The sequence below is a fragment of the Mycolicibacterium sichuanense genome (assembly GCF_033741125.1).
GTDB lineage: Bacteria > Actinomycetota > Actinomycetes > Mycobacteriales > Mycobacteriaceae > Mycobacterium.
Map to the genome: position 1 here is coordinate 41,114 of NZ_JAWQPU010000001.1, position 16,229 is coordinate 57,342.

Consider the following 16,229-nt stretch of genomic DNA (forward strand, 5'->3'; position numbering starts at 1 on the left):
CGCGACGCGGTCACGATGCCGCGTCCTCGGTGTGTGCGGTGATGAAACGATCGATCTCTGCCGATGCCACTCTGCGGGACGTTCCGATTTGGACCCAGGCGAGCTGGCCCGCGTCGAACAGTCGATAGACGGAGGATCGGGAGATCCTTAACGCGTCAGCAGCTTCAACGACCGTGAGAAGCCGGCTCGTAATGACGTGCCTGGCGTCAGGGGAGTCGGGTCCAGCCATGGGTACCTCGAAGGGGGTGTGTCATGCGATCACCTCGGGTCTAGTGGTGTCCCACCACTGTAATTCCGTCGTCTGACGCGCACTGCACAATCTTCGCGAGACGCTCCAATAGTAACGCTTGCCGTTAGTATTGGCAAGCGTTACTATCTGATGGTGATCCGCTCGTTCCGGGGCAAGGACGCGGAGGCGATATGGCATCGGCGCTACGTCAAGAGGCTCAGCCCGGATCTCGCCAAGCTCACCTACAACAAACTGACTCTCATCAACGCTGCTGAAACCATCAACGATCTTCGCGTGCCTCCGGGCAATCGCCTGGAGAAATTATCCGGTAACCGCGCCGGTCAGTACAGCGTGCGCGTGAACGACCAGTGGCGCCTCTGCTTTACGTGGAGCGTCAGTGGCGCCTGCAATGTCGAACTCGTTGACTATCACTAGAAAGGAACGCGCATGGCCGACTTCGCTCCCACTCACCCCGGTGAGATTCTGATGACGGAGTTCCTCGAGCCGATGGGCATCACGCAGTACCGGATCGCGAAGGCGATCGACGTGCCCGCTCGTCGCATCAACGAGATCGTTCACGGCAAGCGGGCAATTACTGCCGATACGGCTCTACGGCTGTCTCGAGCGCTCGGCCTGACCGACATGTTCTTCGTCAACATGCAGGCGCATTACGACGCGGAGGTCGCCCGAGAGAAGCTGTCGACCGCGCTCGGCGCGATCGAACGCATCGCCTGAGCATTCGCCCAATCGCCAATCGCCAATCGGCAACGGCGTCGATGGCGCACGCTCTTCGGCATCACCTAGCTCCAACTCATCTCGCACGCCTCCCTCCGTCCCCACTTGCCCCACCGATGTCCTCCCTACTTCATCTAAAACATCTGTCCCACAACCACTCTCCGTACTTCTTCCGCCATCGACTCCAAGCTAGAAACTGCAGTGGCACATTTGCACAAGGTGCGATACTGGTGGTGGTTGCGTTTTGGGGCGTGGCCGAAAGTGACGGCGGGGCAGTCGTTCTGACTTTGGGGTTTGATACCTGAGGTTGGTGGCTGCGGTGTTGACGATCTCGAAGTTGAAGCGGTGGTCGATCACCTACTATCTCGACACCGCCGCATCGGCGCAGCGCGCCACCGCTGACTTTCAGCGGGCCGGGGGTGGGTTGGGGGAGTACTACTCCGAGCGCGACACCCGAACACCGACATGGTTGTGCGCGGGTGACACTCGTTCTGCTGCCGGGTTGGTGGGGCTTTCGGACACCCAGCGCGCGGGGGGTGGGGCTGAGGCCGGGGTGGTGGCGCGCTGGCTCGACGACGGGGTCGCCCCGAGCGGTGCCCGAGGCCGGGCTCTGGGAGCGCAGGGGGTGCACGGTTATGACCTGACGTTCGCCGCGCCGAAGAGTGTGTCGGTGATTCGAGCGCTGAAGGCCGATGACGTCGTGGCGAAGGGGATCGCCTACGCGCACACCACTGCGCTCGCTGAAGCGATGGAGTACTTGGCCACCCACGCCGGCTACACCCGGATGCACAACCCGGTGACCGAACAGAAGGACTTGGTGCAGTTGCCCGGGTTGGTGGCGGTGGCCTATCAGCACGAGACGAGCCGCTGCGGGGACCCGCACCTGCACACCCACGTCATCGTTCCCAACCGGCAAGCCCGCGCCGACGGCGCCCTGGTGTCGATCGACGGGACGTCGCTCTATCACGAAGCCAAGGCCGCCGGGGTGATCTACCAGGCCACTCTGCGTCGGGAGCTGCACAGGTCGTTGGGGTTCGAGTGGGAACCGGTGGACCCGCACACCGGGATGGCCGAGGTCGCCGGGATTGACCGCGCGTCGATCGCCGCGTGGTCGCGGCGCTCGTCTCAGTTGCGGGAATGGGCGGCGCGGCATCTGCGCGTGCAGGACGCGCCGCTGAGCGCGGCGCAGCTCGCCGCCGCGCAGAAGGCCACCCGACCGACCAAGCCCGAAGAGCTCGCGTGGCCAGAACTGCTGGCGCAGTGGCAGGCCGATGCGCGGGGGGTGCGCCTGGACCGCGCCTCCTTCGAGCAGGCGCGCGCACAGCGCCGCGCCGCCGCGCGCGCTCCTCTGGATCGCGCGCGCTTGGCCGACGCCGCGGAACGGATCGGCAAGGCGGCGTTCACCCGGGCCGATCTGGTGGAGATCGTCGGCGCGCAACTCCCGGTGGACGGGGACCGGTCGCCGCGGGAGGCGGTGGAGGCCGCGGTCGACGAGCTCGGCATGCGCCTCACCGCACCCAGGCAACGCCATCAACGGGAGGGCTACGAGCGGTTCACCCTGGCCCGGATCCTGGCCGAGGAAGTCGCGGTGCTGGACCTGGCCGACGCCCGGGACGACCGCACACAGCTGTGGGTGAAGGAGGAAGACACCCGCGGTCTGTCGGCGGATCAGAAGGCCGCGGTGCAGGCCATTGGTCGGTCACCATGGTTGGTGCAGCCGTTGTCCGCGCCGGCGGGCGCGGGCAAGACCACCTCGCTGCGCGCGCTGCGCGCCGCCGCGCACCACCGCCACGACGCCCACGTCTTAGTACTCGCCCCGACCGGGCGGGCCGTCGACGTCGCCGTCCGCGAAGGCGCCGGCGACGAAGGGTTCACCATCGCCAAGGCCCTACAGGATCTTCGCAACGGCGCCCTGACGTTCGACCGCGGAACGTTGGTGGTGGTGGACGAAGCTGGAATGGTGGGCACCGAGGATCTATGCCGGCTCCTCACCGCCACCACATCTGCGGGGGTGAAGACGGTTCTGGTCGGTGATCCCCATCAGTTGGCGCCGGTGAAGGCCCGCGGTGGGATTTTCGCCCAGCTGTGTACGGATCTGCCCTGGACCCGACACCTCTCGGAGGTATGGCGGATGACTGATCCGGAGGAGCGGACTGCTTCGCTGGCGTTGCGGGATGGTGAGCCGGCGGCGGTCCGCACGGCCGTCGATTGGTACCGAAACCACGATCGGCTGCGGTGCGGGGATCAGATCGCCATGGCCACCGATGCCCTGGACGGATACCGGAAGGATGTCGCGGTCGGCAAGGACGCGCTGCTGCTCTGCGACACTACCGAGATGGCCGACGCCCTGAACCGCCGCATCCACGACGACACCATCCCCAACGACGCGCCCACGGTCACCGCGGTGCGTGGGCAGCGCATCGCCGTCGGTGATCTGATCCTGTCCCGGCGCAACGATCCCACCGTCGACGTCCGACGCGCCGATGACCACGGCGCGGCGGCGGACCCGGTGCGCAACGGTGACCGCTGGTGCGTCGCAGCTGTCGATCCCCGTACGAATCGGGTTACGGCCGAACGACTGTCCGACCGTGCCTACGCCGCATTTCACGCCGACTACGTGACCGAGCATGTCAGCCACGGTTACGCCGTCACGGTGCATTCCGCGCAAGGCGTCACCGCCGACACCACCCACGCCGTCCTGGGGGAGAACACCACACGATCGATGCTCTACGTGGCCATGACCCGCGCCCGCGACGCCAACACTGCATATCTCTACGAACGCACGATCGAACAGGAGTATGGATCCACGCCCGCGGACGGCCCGCACGTCCTGCACCGCGGCACCAGCGCTCAGGCCAGCCTTTTGGCGCGCTCCATCATCGAGGCCCATGACGACGTGCCCGTCACCGCGCACCAGGTAGCCGCCGCCACCCCGCGGCATCTTCTGCCGGACATGGTCGCAGGCCTGCTCGACCGACAGAGCGCGAAGTTGAGGGACCGCAACATCGTCCACACGCGATGGCAAGACGTCGTCGACGGATGGGACGAGACGATGGCACGAGCGCACGAAAGCGAACGGTTCCGCGCCAGTGACCGAAGCCGAAACCACAGCCGGGACAGCGGGATCGAACTCTGAGGGACAACCTGTTCCACCAAGCGGCCAATGGCGTGTTCAGCTAGCAGCAACACACTCTGCGGCGGTTGCTACAGGGAGACCGCGCAGACAGTCACTTGATAGTCGTATTTTACAACCGGAGCACCCCCGGTGATGGATAACAGTCGTTATCCATCAGTCCCGTAAGCACGCCCGGGAGCCCGCCCCGGATTGCTGGGCGCATTCGGATTCAGCTTCCGATCGGTATTGCGCAAACCGTTCCTCGACACTTCGACCGTAATAGATTGTGGGACTCCTCGCCATCTCTTCCGGCGCGGAGGCTACGGCCAACGCGGGCAAGGCGTGCCCCGCACTGCCGTCTCGCGTCAACGCAACAGGACGGTCCGCATGTCCATGCCGAAAGTTGGCGTCTGCAAGCGGGCATGGTTTGAGACGCAATTCGACGAACCAGGACCTTCCGTAGAGCACAGCCGAGAGTCTTTGCGGCACATGCAGATGCGTACGCGGCACAGTGCTGAGGTGGCGAGCGCTGATGACTTGATCGGAACCAGGACTTGGTTCGACGGCCGAGCCGAAAATTCTACCTTTGGCGGCATCTGATCACTTCGAAGACGCTGGGGTCGACGAGGGTGGAGGTGTCGCCGAGTTCGCGGCCTTCGGCGACGTCTCGGAGCAGGCGTCGCATGATCTTGCCGCTGCGGGTCTTGGGTAGTTCGGGCACGACGTGGATCTCGCGTGGGCGGGCGATGGGGGAGATCTCGGTCGCAACCTGCTTGCGCAGTTCGTCGACCATGTCCTCCTCGCCACCCTTCGCCGAGGCCTTGAGGATGACGAACGCGCAGATGGCTTGGCCGGTCTGCTCGTCGGTGGCGCCGACGACGGCGGCTTCGGCGACCCCGGAGTGCCCGACGAGTGCGGACTCGACTTCGGCGGTGGAGATGCGGTGGCCGGAGATGTTCATGACGTCGTCGATGCGGCCGAGAACCCAGATCTCGCCGTCGGTGCCGTAGCGGGCGCCGTCGCCGGCGAAGTACCAGCCCTGTTCGGCGAAGCGGGACCAGTAGGTCTCCTGGAAGCGCTCGGGGTCGCCCCAGATGCCGCGCAGCATCGAGGGCCACGGCTTGTCGAGCACCAGGTAACCGCTGGCCTGCTCGCCGTGGTCGGTGCCGGGCTCGAGCCGGTTGCCGTCGTCGTCGACGATGATCGCCGAGATGCCGGGCAGCGGGGTCATGGCCGACCCGGGTTTGGTGTCGGTGACGCCGGGCAGCGGGGAGATCATGATCGAACCGGTCTCGGTCTGCCACCAGGTGTCGACGACGGGGGTCTGGTCGGCGCCGAAGACGGTGCGGTACCAGCGCCACGCCTCGGGGTTGATGGGCTCGCCGACCGAACCCAGCAGACGCAGGCTCGACAGATCGTGGTCGGCGGCGTTTTGGCGGCCCAGCTTCATGAACGTTCGCACCAGCGTGGGGGCGGTGTAGTAGATCGTCACGCCGTACTTCTCGATGATCTCGAAGTGACGGTGCTCGGTGGGCGAGGTGGGAGTGCCCTCGTAGACGACTTGGGTGACGCCGTTGGAGAGCGGGCCGTAGACGATGTAGGTGTGCCCGGTGACCCAGCCGATGTCGGCGGTGCACCAGTACACGTCGGTCTCGGGTTTGACGTCGAAGACGTTGACATGGGTGTAGCTGCTTTGCGTGAGGTAGCCGCCGGTGGTGTGCATGATGCCCTTGGGCTTGCCGGTGGTGCCCGAGGTGTAGAGCAGGAACAGCGGGTGCTCGGAGTCGAAGGCCTCGGGCTCGTGGTGCGTCGACGCGGCGTCGACGACGTCGTGCCACCACAGGTCGCGGCCCTCGGTCCAGCCGACGTCGATCCCGGTGCGCTTGACGACGAGCACGTGTTCGACGGAATCGGACGCCTCGACGGCTTCGTCGACGGCCTCCTTCAACGACGCGGCCTTGCCGCGGCGGTACTGCCCGTCGGTGGTGATGACGAGCTTGGCCTCGGCGTCCTCGACGCGGGCCTTCAGGGCGCTGGCGGAGAAGCCGGCGAACACCACCGAGTGCATGGCGCCCAACCGGGCGCACGCGAGCATCGCCACGATCGCCTCGGGGACCATCGGCATGTAGATGGCGACGCGGTCACCGGCGACCAGGCCGAGGTCGGTCAGCGCGTTCGCGGCCTTGGACACCTCGTCCTTGAGTTGGGCGTAGGTGATGGTGCGGTGGTCGTCGACGGGTTCGCCGACCCAGTGGATGGCGACCCGGTCGCCGTTGCCGGCCTCGACGTGGCGGTCCACGCAGTTGTAGGCCACGTTGAGCGCGCCGTCGGCGAACCACTTGGCGACCGGGGCCTGCGACCAGTCCAGTACCTCGGTGAACGGCGTCTTCCAGGACAGCCGTTGGGCCTGCGCGGCCCAGAACGCGAGGCGGTCGGCGTCGGCCTCGTCGTAGAGCGCGGCGGTCGCGTTGGCCTGTTCGGCGAATTCGTCCGACGGCGGATAGGAGGTAACAGATGCGGTTGACGGCGAAGTCATTGGTGAATCTCCTTGGGCTGCGGGGTTCGGAGCGCATTAAGCGTGGGCTCGAGTCGTGGCTGCTCATCCGGTGTGAGCGCGGCAACGATCATGTAAATCGTCAACAATCTACGATATTACGGCTCTCAGCCGCCGAAAATCCAAGGCGCGAACCACGATCTGCGTCGAGCGGAGCAGTGATTTCGCCGCGATGCGCCCGTGGCGAAGATTGGTGACCAATTAACCAACAAAGTCGATCTGGGTTACAGTACGGCGCAAATCGCCTCGCTGCCACAGGAGCATCGCACCGCGAAGGAGGTCAGCTCATGGACCGGGTCGCCAGCGACTACTCACCTGTTCGGAACGGTTTGCCCAGCAGGTCGACTACCGGAGAGCAGGTCGCTGAACTGATTCGGCAGGCCATCATCACTGGTGCGATCGGACGCAGCACGCCGCTGCGTGAAGAGGCCATCGCGGCGCAGTTCGAAGTATCCCGCCGGACCGTGCGCGACGCGTTGCGCATCTTGGAGGGTTTCGGCCTCGTTCGACATCAGCGTCATAAGGGTACCCAGGTGGCCGATTTCGCCGCGGCCGACATTCGCGATCTCTACAACACGCGGCTCGTGCTGGAAACCGCTGCGGCACAACGGTGGTGCACCGCGGACCCGGCGGCCCCCGACGATGCGCTCGCTGAACGGTTGGGCGAGGCCTTCGATAGGCTGCGCGCCGCCACCGAACAACTCGACGCGGTACAGGTGGTGGAAGCTGATCTCGGATTCCATGCCGCCGTGATCGGATTGATGGCTAGTCCTCGCGCCGACCGGTTCTTCGGGTCCATCGCTCAAGAAATGGCGTTCGCCATCGCCATCCTCGAGGCCACGCAGCGTGAGACGCAAACCCGACCCGCTCAGGCGCTGGCCGAACATGAAGCAATCCGCCACGCGTTGATGGACCGCGACCACGATCGTGCTCGAGAACTCATCACCACCCACGTTGAGACCAACCGTGAACGGCTAGTTGCCATCGTGCGCGCGCAAGACGTGGACGCCGGGGGCGACTAACATCCCGATCCGCGATGCGTTGCCGCCCCGGCGCGGGGCGGGGCGCCATGGTCACGGGATCAGGCGGGCCAGGCCCTCCTCGATGGCGCGTACCGCAGCGCCCGTGCGCGACCGTTCGGCGAGTTTGTGCAAGATCTTCTCGACGTGAGCCGTGGTGGTGCGCACCGATATCCCATAGCGCGAGGCGATCTGTTGATTCGACAGGCCGTGGGCCACCCCGGTGAGGATGTCGACTTCGCGACTGGTCAAGCCGTATGGAATTTGCGTCTCAGCGGCGGCGACCAACGCGACGACGCCTGGTCCCCACAGGGGTTCGTCGATGCGGTCCATGCGCACGCGCAGCCAGGACGCGGCCGTGGGCCATAGTCCGACCACTGACTCACGACCGCTGTCGAGGAATCGGGCCGTGGCGGAGATGAACTCCGGCTCGTCGCAAACCACGGGTGCGGGGCACTGTCCCCAGGCATGACTTCGGCCGCTGGCGTCCATGTAGGCGACCGACGACGTGTCCGCCGTCAGTCGGGGCCGCGCCGGAGTGCACAACCGACCGATGCTGGGGGCGATGGTCTTGAGCAGAAGCGAATGCCTCCGGTCGAAAGTTCCCCGCGTGCCCGACGACATGTGGATCATGCCCACGTAGTCCCCGCTCTGACCAAACAGACACGTCGTCAGGCCGTCCCGAAATCCGGCGGGATCGAGGACGTCTTGGTAGAACTCGGTCGTGCAGTAGTCGTAGGGCAGGTCCGCGAAGCGCAGCGGCTGCTTGCTGGCAAGCATCTCGTGGTGCGGATCGGTGTCGGTGTAGGGCTCGCTCAGACCGAGAAGTGTCGGTGGTGCGTACTCGAAGTTGCTCACGAGCACATGGCGACCGGCGACGGGGTTCCACCCGAGGATCGCCGCCGCGTCGGCGTGCACGATGCTTCCCAGCCGTTCGAGGATGTACGCGCCGGCCGGACCGCGTTCCTCGCTGCCGGCGTTGTAGGCGCAGTCCGCAACCAGATCTACGTCCGGCCCGGTCAGGTGGACGTCGTTTTCCGTGTCGTAGCAAAGGGGCACTCGACGACCTCTAATCTTGGATGAGGTTGTGAAGAGGCTGAACCCGCAAAGAAGGGGCGGCGCAGTCAGCCGCCACCGATTCTAGCGCCGTCGTCGTCGACTGCGCCTCGAATTCAGGTGTTCGGCCAGCACTTCGAAGTCTGGGAAAGTGCTGGACAAACGTGGTGATGGTAACCCCATTGTGCGACAGCACGGCCGACCCTGCAACAGATCCGACGGATGTCCCGAAACCGTCGATCCCCCCGGCAATCGCGACATCGGTTCGATGCCATACCTGCGGGCGTCGCCGAGTCCGGAAGGATCCGAACCACGTTCGATCCCGTTCGGAAGCCGTGAAGCCGTTGCGATGAATGAGCCCGGCGACGCGGACTGTCCGGGATGTCCGACCCCGGGCCGGGTTCGTGCTGAGGCGGTCATCGCAGGACCCCGACCAGTCGTCGAGACGTAGCCATGCGTTCTGGCGGCCGCGTCCCATCGAGATCCAGTGGGCGGCATGATCTTCCGCAACGACCGTGCCGAGATGACGCCGACGTGCTGGCACTACCTGTGATCTTCCTGGATCGAGTTGCCGCCGTCGACCACGATGCATTGGCCCGTGATGTAGGAGGCCGCCCGGGCCGTCAGCATCAGGATGGAATGCGCCACCTCATCCGCCGTCCCGGATCTGCCGAGCGGGCAGGAAGCACCCGCTGCCAGCTCGTCCTCGGTGGTCGAGTCCGTCAGGATCCACCCAGGCGCCACGGCGTTGCAGGTGATGCCGGCCCCGGCGTAGTCGATGGCGACCGATCGGGTCAGACCCACCAAACCCGCCTTGGCCGCGTGGTAGGCCCCGTCCCCGGGGAAGGCGCACACGGGCCCCGATACCGAGGACACGTTCACCACCCGGCCGTATCCGCGTTCGACCATCGTGGGGAGCACTGCACGGGTCATGGTGAACGCGGTGGTCAGGTTGCACCCAATCGCGTTCGCCCAGTCGTGGTCGGTGAGGTGTGTCAAGGTGGCGGCCGGCACGAGGTTGGTGACCGCGGCCAGCCCGGCGTTGTTCACCAGGACGTCGATGCGGCCGGTGCGTTCCAGCGCGAGCGCGGCCACCCGATCCGCATGAGCGGGGTCGGTGAGGTCGCCGGCAATGCCGACGGCGCGGATGCCGGCCGCCTGTAACTCGTTTACCCGCTGCTGCACGCGGTCCGTGGTCGAGGTCAAGATCACCGTGAGGCCGGTCAGGCCGAGGAGGCGCGCGGTCGCAAACCCGATACCCGCAGCCGATCCGGTGCCGGTGACGATGGCGGTCCCCAGGTGATGATGGGCAGATTCGGCGTGGGACATGGTCCCCTCTCCGGGTGGTGAACGACCTCGGACGGACGGTCGGAGCGTAATCACGGGCGCGATGATCGGTCAATTGGTGATCAAAATCGGGATACAGATGTGAACGCCCGGCCGTTCGGCGGGCGTTCCCTATGGCGCGCGCGACCTCCGACTTATATGGTGTGCCGATCAACACTTGTTTAATTGGTGACCAATGTTGCAACAATCGAGGGGTTGACCGATGGGCGCAGTCGTCTTCCGAAACGGAACCGTGTGGAGAGGCAATGGCCGTCCGGACACGGATCGGCTCCTGGTCGTCGACGGTCGCATAGCGCCGTGGGACGAGGATGTGAGCCCAGACCTCTCCGTCGACCTGAACGGCGGACTCTTGGCGCCCGCCTTCGGCGACGGCCACGCACACCCCATTCTCGCGGGCCTCGAACAGCAGGGACCGGCAATTCGGGACGCTCGCGACGTGTCCGAGATCGTCGAACGGATACAGGCGTGGGCACAGGACCACCCCCACGACGAGTGGATCGTGGCTGCAAGCTACGACGCCACCCTCACCCCGTCTGGGTTGTTCGACGCTCGCTGGCTCGACGCCGTAGTGCCCGATCGCCCGGTGATGCTGCGGGCGTGGGATTACCACTCGGTGTGGTGCAACACGCGGGCGCTCGAGCTCGCCGGCATCGACGAGGACACCCCGCAGCCCGAGGTCGGCGAGATCCCGCGGCGGGAGGACGGCCAACCGCTGGGCACCCTTCTGGAGTGGGGCGCGGTGGACCTTGCGCTACGGGTCGCTCCGGCGCCCAGTCTCGATCAAGGGGTCGAAGCGTTGGAGTACGCCACGCGACACCTCGCCACCCGCGGCATCGCCTGGCTCCAGGACGCGTGGGTGGATCCGGACGACATCGAGACATGGTTGGCGGCCGCCCAGCGGGGCGTGCTCCGATGCCGCGCCGATCTGGCACTGCGGGCGGACCCGCTGCGGTGGGCAGAACAGCGCTACCAGCTGACCGGGCAACGCGATCGCATCCGTGCTGCACCCCATCTCACGTGCAACACCATCAAGTTCTTCGTCGACGGAATCATCGAGAACCACACCGCGCACCTGCTTCACGACTATGCCGATGCGTGCACCCGTGGCATGAAGGTGTGGCAGCACGATGAGCTCCTGGCCGCCGCGGCGTTCGTCGACGAGCTCGGCTTCGAATTGCACATTCACGCCATCGGCGACGCCGGAGCCCGCTCGGCCCTCGACGCCGTGGAGCACATCCAAGCCGTCAACGGTCCTCGAGACCGGCGCCCGGTCATCGCCCACGCCCAACTCGTCGACGACGACGACCTGCCAAGGTTCGCCCAGCTCGGTGTCATCGCGTGCTTCCAGCCATTGTGGGCCACCACGGATGACGTCATGCAGCAACTGACGCTCCCGCGGTTGGGGCCAGAGCGAGGCCACCGGCAGTACCGCATCGGCTCGGTCTTGAGGTCCGGCGCACCGATGAGCTTCGGCAGTGACTGGCCAGTCACCAGTGCAGACGTCCTACCGGCTCTGCAGACGGCCGTCACCCGGGCACGCCAAGACGGCACCCCACACGGGGGTTGGATGCCGGAGGAACGCATAGACATCGTCAACGCACTCGACATCGTCACCCGCGGCGTCGCCTATCAAGCCGGCGCGGAGACCAGCCGCGGCGTGTTGGACGACGGCTTCGAGGCGGACCTGGTGTGGCTGTCGGCCGACCCGCGGCAGTCACCCATAGGCGACCTGACGTCGATATCGGTTCTCGGCACCTGGGTCGCAGGAATACCTACCTATCAATCGAATTCGACGTCCAGCGCCCTGCAGGCGCAGATGGAGCGTACTCATGTCTGAGACATCACCCACCTCGTCCGCCCCTACACTGCGGCGGGTCATGGGCGTGCCCGGCCTGGTCATCTTCGGATTGGCCTACACGGCGCCGCTGGCCGTGTTCACGACCTACGGGGTCGTGAACGAGTCGACCTCAGGCCATGTGGCAACCGCGTACCTGATCACGCTGTTGGCGGTGCTCTTCACGGCGGGCAGCTACGCGGTCCTGGTCAGGGCCTACCCGGTCGCCGGTGGCGCGTACACCTACTCCCGGCGGGCCTTCGGCGGAAACGTCGGCTTCGTCACCGGCTGGGCACTGCTGCTGGACTACCTCTTGCTACCGCTGACGAACTACCTCCTCATCGGCATCTATCTGCACGCCGAGTACCCGGCGGTACCCATCTGGCTGTACTCACTCTTGGGCATCGCCGTGGTCACGGTTCTTAGCGTCGTGGGAATCACCGTGGTGCGCAACGCAAACCTCGTCATGGTGGGGCTTCAGATGCTGTTCGCGGTGGTGTTCGCGATCCTTGCGGTCAAGCACATCGTCGAGAACCCGGGCGTCTCGCTCCTGCAGCCCATCTACGACCAAGGTGTCGCTGCGGCGACGTTGTTCACCGGAGCCGCGACGCTGGCGTTGAGTTTCCTTGGCTTCGACGCCATCTCGACGATGTCCGAAGAAGCGCGGGACCCACGCCGCACGGTGCCACGAGCAATCATGCTGACCGTCGCCATCGCCGGGCTCATCTTCATCGCGGTGTCCTATCTGGCGACACTGGTGCAGCGCGATCCGTCTGCGATCGTGGATCCAGACTCCGCGGCAATCGAGATCATGGGCATGACCGCCGGGCAGTGGCTTCAGACGTTCTTCCTCTTCAGTTACATGGCCGCGTGTGTGGCCTCGGCTCTGGCCTCTCAAGTAAGCGTGACGAGAATCCTGTATGCGATGGGCCGGGATGGCGTCTTGCCGCGCAAATTGTTCGGTCGTCTCAGCCGCAGGTTCCAGACCCCGGTCGGCGCGATCGCGTTCGTCGGAGTCATCTCGTTGATCGCGTTGGTAGCCGATTTGGGGACCATGGCCTCGATCGTGAGTTTCGGTGCGCTGGCTGCATTCTCGGTCGTGAACCTGGCGGTCATCAAACTCTTCCTCGTCGACGCCACCGAACGCACTCCGTGGCATCTGTTCCGGTACGGGATCGCGCCCGCGATCGGGTTCCTGCTCACCTTCTACCTGTGGTTCAGCCTGTCGCGTCTGGGCTTCATCGTCGGACTCGTCTGGATCGTCGTGGGCGTCCTGTACCTCGCCGGCATCACCCGAGGCTTCCGCAAGGCCCCACCAGAGATACAGTTCGACGCCGAGCACGCGCCACTGACACCCCACGACGATGCCAGGGTCGTAACACCGTGAGCGACAGAACGATTGGCTACGACTTCTTCGAACGGCCGGAGATCGCCGCCTTGCGCATCAGCGACGCGGAGGCGGAGAATCTCGGGGGGCAACACTTCGGCCACCCGGTGATCGCCGAGTCGCTCGGCAGCCAGCAGGACCAGAACTTCATGCTCACGACCGTCGACGGGCGGCGCGTCGGGGTTCTCAAGATCGCGAACCCGGTGTTCTCCGAAGCCGAGGTGAAGGCACAAGATCAGGCCGCCCAACTCGTGCAGGCTGCCGAACCCCGGTTGCGACTGGCCACCGCGGTCCCCGGCGTCGACGGGCGGACGCACAGAACCTTCCGGCACGCGGACGGAACGTCGCTCATTGCGCGTGTTCTCCGCTACCTGCCCGGTACCACCGTCGAGGCCGACACGTATCTGGGAGCCGACGTCGCCCGGCAGATGGGTGATGTGTGTGGGCGCGTCAGCAGAGCACTGCGCTCGTTCGACCATCCCGGGCTCGACCGCACGCTGGCCTGGGATCCACAACACGTTCCGGCTGTCACGGAGAAACTCATCTCCTATCAGGACGACGAGGGTCGCCGTGACCAGCTCCTTCACGTCGTAGCCCAGGCGTGGAAGATCCTGGGACGGCTCGCCGGGGAACTCCCGCGTCAAGCCGTCCACCTAGACTTGACCAACTCCAACCTGATAGCCGAGCCCGATGACGCCCGGCGCTATGACGGCATCCTCGACTTCGGCGACCTGTGCCGAACCTGGGCGGTCGCCGAACTCGCTTGTACGGCAACGTCGGTCCTTCACCATCCTGGTGCGGACGCACTGTCGGCGCTCCCGACGGTGACGGGCTTCGACGCGGTGCGGCCGTTGTCGGCCGCCGAGGCCCAGGCCGTCTGGCCGTTGGTAGTGATCCGCGCGGCAATCCTGGTCCTCAACGGCACGATGCAGGTCAGCATCGAGCCGGACAACGAGTATGCCGTCACCGGGCTGCTCGACGAGTGGCGGATGTTCGACGCGGCGGTGGCGGTGCCCATGGAGGTGATGTCCACCCTGATTTGCGACGCGCTATCGCTGCCGCGACCCGGTGAGGTGACGCTCCCGGACGACTACGTTTCGCTCGTCGCCGGGCAGCCCGCGGTGCTGGACCTCTCGACGACCGCGCCGGTGTGGGACCGCGGTGCCTGGTTGCACGCGGATGCCGTCGATAGGGCGCTGGGCGCCGCGCGTGCGACGGGGGCGAGAGTCGCGATGAGTGCGTACGCGCAACCTCGCCTCGACCAGGCTGCACCACTTCGGGATACCGAACCCGCCACGTTGCCGACCTTTTGCGACGCATGGTTCTTCGAGGCAACCGCGTTGCGCGCACCGTGGGCTGGTGTCACGCGAAGGACCGATCAGGGCTTTACCCTGTCCGCCGCAGACGTCGACGTCGTCCTCGACGTCACACTCGACGTCGACGCCGACGCGCTGCCGGGCATGCACCTGGGCGAGGTGGCGGCAGGCGCGCCGTTGACGACCGTGGGGGCTGACCATCGGATTCGCGTTCAGGTCCGGCGGGCGGATGGGCCGCCGGTGCCTGCGTTCGTCGCCCCACGGTACGGCCCAGGCTGGCTGGCCCTGACCGCCGATCCCGCGGCGCTGCTCGGCGCCCCCGACGGCGACACACCCGAATCGAGTGCTGCACTACTCGAACGCCGCAGCCGGTACCTGGCTGACGTTCAGGAGCACTACTACGTCACCCCGCCCCGGTTCGAGCGGGGCTGGCGGCACCACTTGCTGTCCACCGACGGCAGATCGTATTTGGACATGGTCAACAACGTTGCATTGCTTGGCCATTCGCATCCTCGATTGTCAGATGCGGTTGCCCGCCAGTACGAACTGCTCAACACGAACTCGCGGTTCAACTACTCGGCCATCGCTGAGTTCACCGCGAAGATCGCCGCTCGGCTGCCACCGTCGCTCGACCAGATCTTCCTGGTCAACTCGGGCTCGGAGGCAAGTGACCTCGCGATGCGGCTGGCGCTGGGCACCACCGGACGGCAACACCTCGTCTCGATGGGGGAGGCCTACCACGGCTGGACCTACCTCACCGACGCGGTCTCCACGTCGACGGCGGACAACCCCAACGCCCTGACGACTCGTCCCAGGTGGGTCCACACCGTGGAATCCGCCAACTCCTATCGCGGGCGATACCGTGGGGCGCAGGCGCACCAGTACGCGCGGGATGCCGTTGCCGACATCGGGCGACTAGCCGCCGACGGTGTAGACCTCGCAGGGTTCATCGCCGAACCCGTCTACGGGAATGCCGGCGGAATGGCGCTCCCCGACGGGTACCTGAAGCAGGTCTACGCCGCGATTCGCGACGTTGGGGGACTGGCGATCGCCGACGAGGTTCAGGTTGGTTACGGCCGTCTGGGACAGTGGTTCTGGGGTTTCGAGCAGCAGGGCGTCGTGCCCGACGTCGTCTCGGTGGCGAAGGCGGTGGGCAACGGGTATCCGCTTGGGATCGTGGCGACCACGAAGGTCATCGCCGAGGCCTATCGATCCCAGGGCTACTTCTTCTCCTCGGCCGGTGGCAGCCCCGCGTCGTGCGTGGTCGGGAGCACGGTCCTGGACGTCCTCGAGGACGAGGATCTGCAGGGCAACGCCCGTCGTGTCGGCGGGCACCTCAGGGGGCGTCTGCTGGAACTCGCGGAACGGCATTCGATCATCGGCACGGTCCATGGGCACGGTCTGTATCTCGGCGTCGAGTTGGTGCGGGACCGAGACACTCTTGAGCCTGCTACCGAGGAGACACTGGCGATCTGCGAAAGGATGTTGGACAAGGGCGTGGTCATCCAGCCCACGGGCGATCGGATGTGCGTGCTGAAGGTGAAGCCGCCACTGTGCTTGGACCAGACGGGGGCGGACTACTTCGTGGACGCGCTCGACAGCGTCTTGACCGAAGGCTGGTAGACGACCCGCCCGCG

The 16,229-nt window shown here is 65.9% G+C and carries 11 protein-coding genes; 7 read left to right on the forward strand and 4 right to left on the reverse strand.

Annotation, left to right across the window (positions count from 1 at the left end):
* Window positions 1-10: 10 nt before the first annotated feature.
* Window positions 11-229, reverse strand: coding sequence for a helix-turn-helix domain-containing protein (locus SBI80_RS00215; protein ID WP_318972223.1), 219 nt, complete (start codon window positions 227-229; stop codon window positions 11-13).
* A gap of 153 nt (window positions 230-382) precedes the next feature.
* Between SBI80_RS00215 and SBI80_RS00220 the strand changes: the two genes are divergently transcribed.
* The 3 genes from SBI80_RS00220 to mobF all read left to right on the forward strand — a co-directional run bounded on the left by SBI80_RS00220 (window position 383) and on the right by mobF (window position 4,100).
* Entirely contained in the window at window positions 383-664 is a 282-nt protein-coding gene (locus tag SBI80_RS00220) for a type II toxin-antitoxin system RelE/ParE family toxin (protein ID WP_318972225.1), read from the forward strand.
* 12 nt (window positions 665-676) lie between these two features.
* On the forward strand, window positions 677-964 hold the full coding sequence (locus tag SBI80_RS00225) for a HigA family addiction module antitoxin (RefSeq protein WP_318972226.1): 288 nt from the start codon (window positions 677-679) through the stop codon (window positions 962-964).
* Window positions 965-1,283: 319 nt separating this feature from the next.
* Window positions 1,284-4,100, forward strand: a complete 2,817-nt coding sequence (gene mobF / locus SBI80_RS00230; protein ID WP_318972228.1) for a MobF family relaxase — start codon at window positions 1,284-1,286, stop codon at window positions 4,098-4,100.
* 559 nt (window positions 4,101-4,659) lie between these two features.
* Here the strand turns inward: mobF and acs are convergent.
* Window positions 4,660-6,615, reverse strand: coding sequence for an acetate--CoA ligase (acs, locus tag SBI80_RS00235; RefSeq protein WP_318972231.1), 1,956 nt, complete (start codon window positions 6,613-6,615; stop codon window positions 4,660-4,662).
* A gap of 305 nt (window positions 6,616-6,920) precedes the next feature.
* Here acs and SBI80_RS00240 point away from each other — a divergent pair, with 305 nt between their 5' ends.
* Window positions 6,921-7,655, forward strand: a complete 735-nt coding sequence (locus tag SBI80_RS00240) for a GntR family transcriptional regulator (RefSeq protein WP_318972233.1) — start codon at window positions 6,921-6,923, stop codon at window positions 7,653-7,655.
* Window positions 7,656-7,706: 51 nt separating this feature from the next.
* On the opposite strand, the gene SBI80_RS00245 is transcribed toward SBI80_RS00240, so the two are convergent.
* Window positions 7,707-8,711: a response regulator transcription factor gene (locus SBI80_RS00245; RefSeq protein WP_318972234.1), complete on the reverse strand. Its 1,005-nt coding sequence runs from the start codon at window positions 8,709-8,711 to the stop codon at window positions 7,707-7,709.
* A 540-nt stretch (window positions 8,712-9,251) separates the two neighbouring features.
* Window positions 9,252-10,037, reverse strand: coding sequence for an SDR family NAD(P)-dependent oxidoreductase (locus SBI80_RS00250; protein ID WP_318972236.1), 786 nt, complete (start codon window positions 10,035-10,037; stop codon window positions 9,252-9,254).
* Window positions 10,038-10,257: 220 nt separating this feature from the next.
* Between SBI80_RS00250 and SBI80_RS00255 the strand changes: the two genes are divergently transcribed.
* From SBI80_RS00255 to SBI80_RS00265, 3 genes are read left to right on the forward strand one after another with little or no spacing between them, the layout of a single operon-like run.
* On the forward strand, window positions 10,258-11,892 hold the full coding sequence (locus tag SBI80_RS00255; protein ID WP_413232604.1) for an amidohydrolase: 1,635 nt from the start codon (window positions 10,258-10,260) through the stop codon (window positions 11,890-11,892).
* Window positions 11,885-13,276 carry an APC family permease gene (locus tag SBI80_RS00260; protein WP_318972240.1) on the forward strand — a complete coding sequence of 464 codons (1,392 nt, stop codon included), beginning with the start codon at window positions 11,885-11,887 and terminating at the stop codon, window positions 13,274-13,276. The genes SBI80_RS00255 and SBI80_RS00260 overlap by 8 nt, the downstream gene beginning before the upstream one ends.
* On the forward strand, window positions 13,273-16,215 hold the full coding sequence (locus SBI80_RS00265) for an aminotransferase (protein WP_318972242.1): 2,943 nt from the start codon (window positions 13,273-13,275) through the stop codon (window positions 16,213-16,215). The genes SBI80_RS00260 and SBI80_RS00265 overlap by 4 nt, the downstream gene beginning before the upstream one ends.
* Window positions 16,216-16,229: the final 14 nt, after the last annotated feature.

Coding starts and splice junctions, on each gene's coding strand:
- SBI80_RS00225 (WP_318972226.1), top strand. CDS start 677: ATGGCCGACTTCGCTCCCACTCACCCCGGTGAGATTCTGATGACGGAG.
- acs (WP_318972231.1), bottom strand. CDS start 6,615: ATGACTTCGCCGTCAACCGCATCTGTTACCTCCTATCCGCCGTCGGAC.
- SBI80_RS00240 (WP_318972233.1), top strand. CDS start 6,921: ATGGACCGGGTCGCCAGCGACTACTCACCTGTTCGGAACGGTTTGCCC.
- SBI80_RS00215 (WP_318972223.1), bottom strand. CDS start 229: ATGGCTGGACCCGACTCCCCTGACGCCAGGCACGTCATTACGAGCCGG.
- SBI80_RS00250 (WP_318972236.1), bottom strand. CDS start 10,037: ATGTCCCACGCCGAATCTGCCCATCATCACCTGGGGACCGCCATCGTC.
- SBI80_RS00255 (WP_413232604.1), top strand. CDS start 10,258: ATGGGCGCAGTCGTCTTCCGAAACGGAACCGTGTGGAGAGGCAATGGC.
- SBI80_RS00260 (WP_318972240.1), top strand. CDS start 11,885: ATGTCTGAGACATCACCCACCTCGTCCGCCCCTACACTGCGGCGGGTC.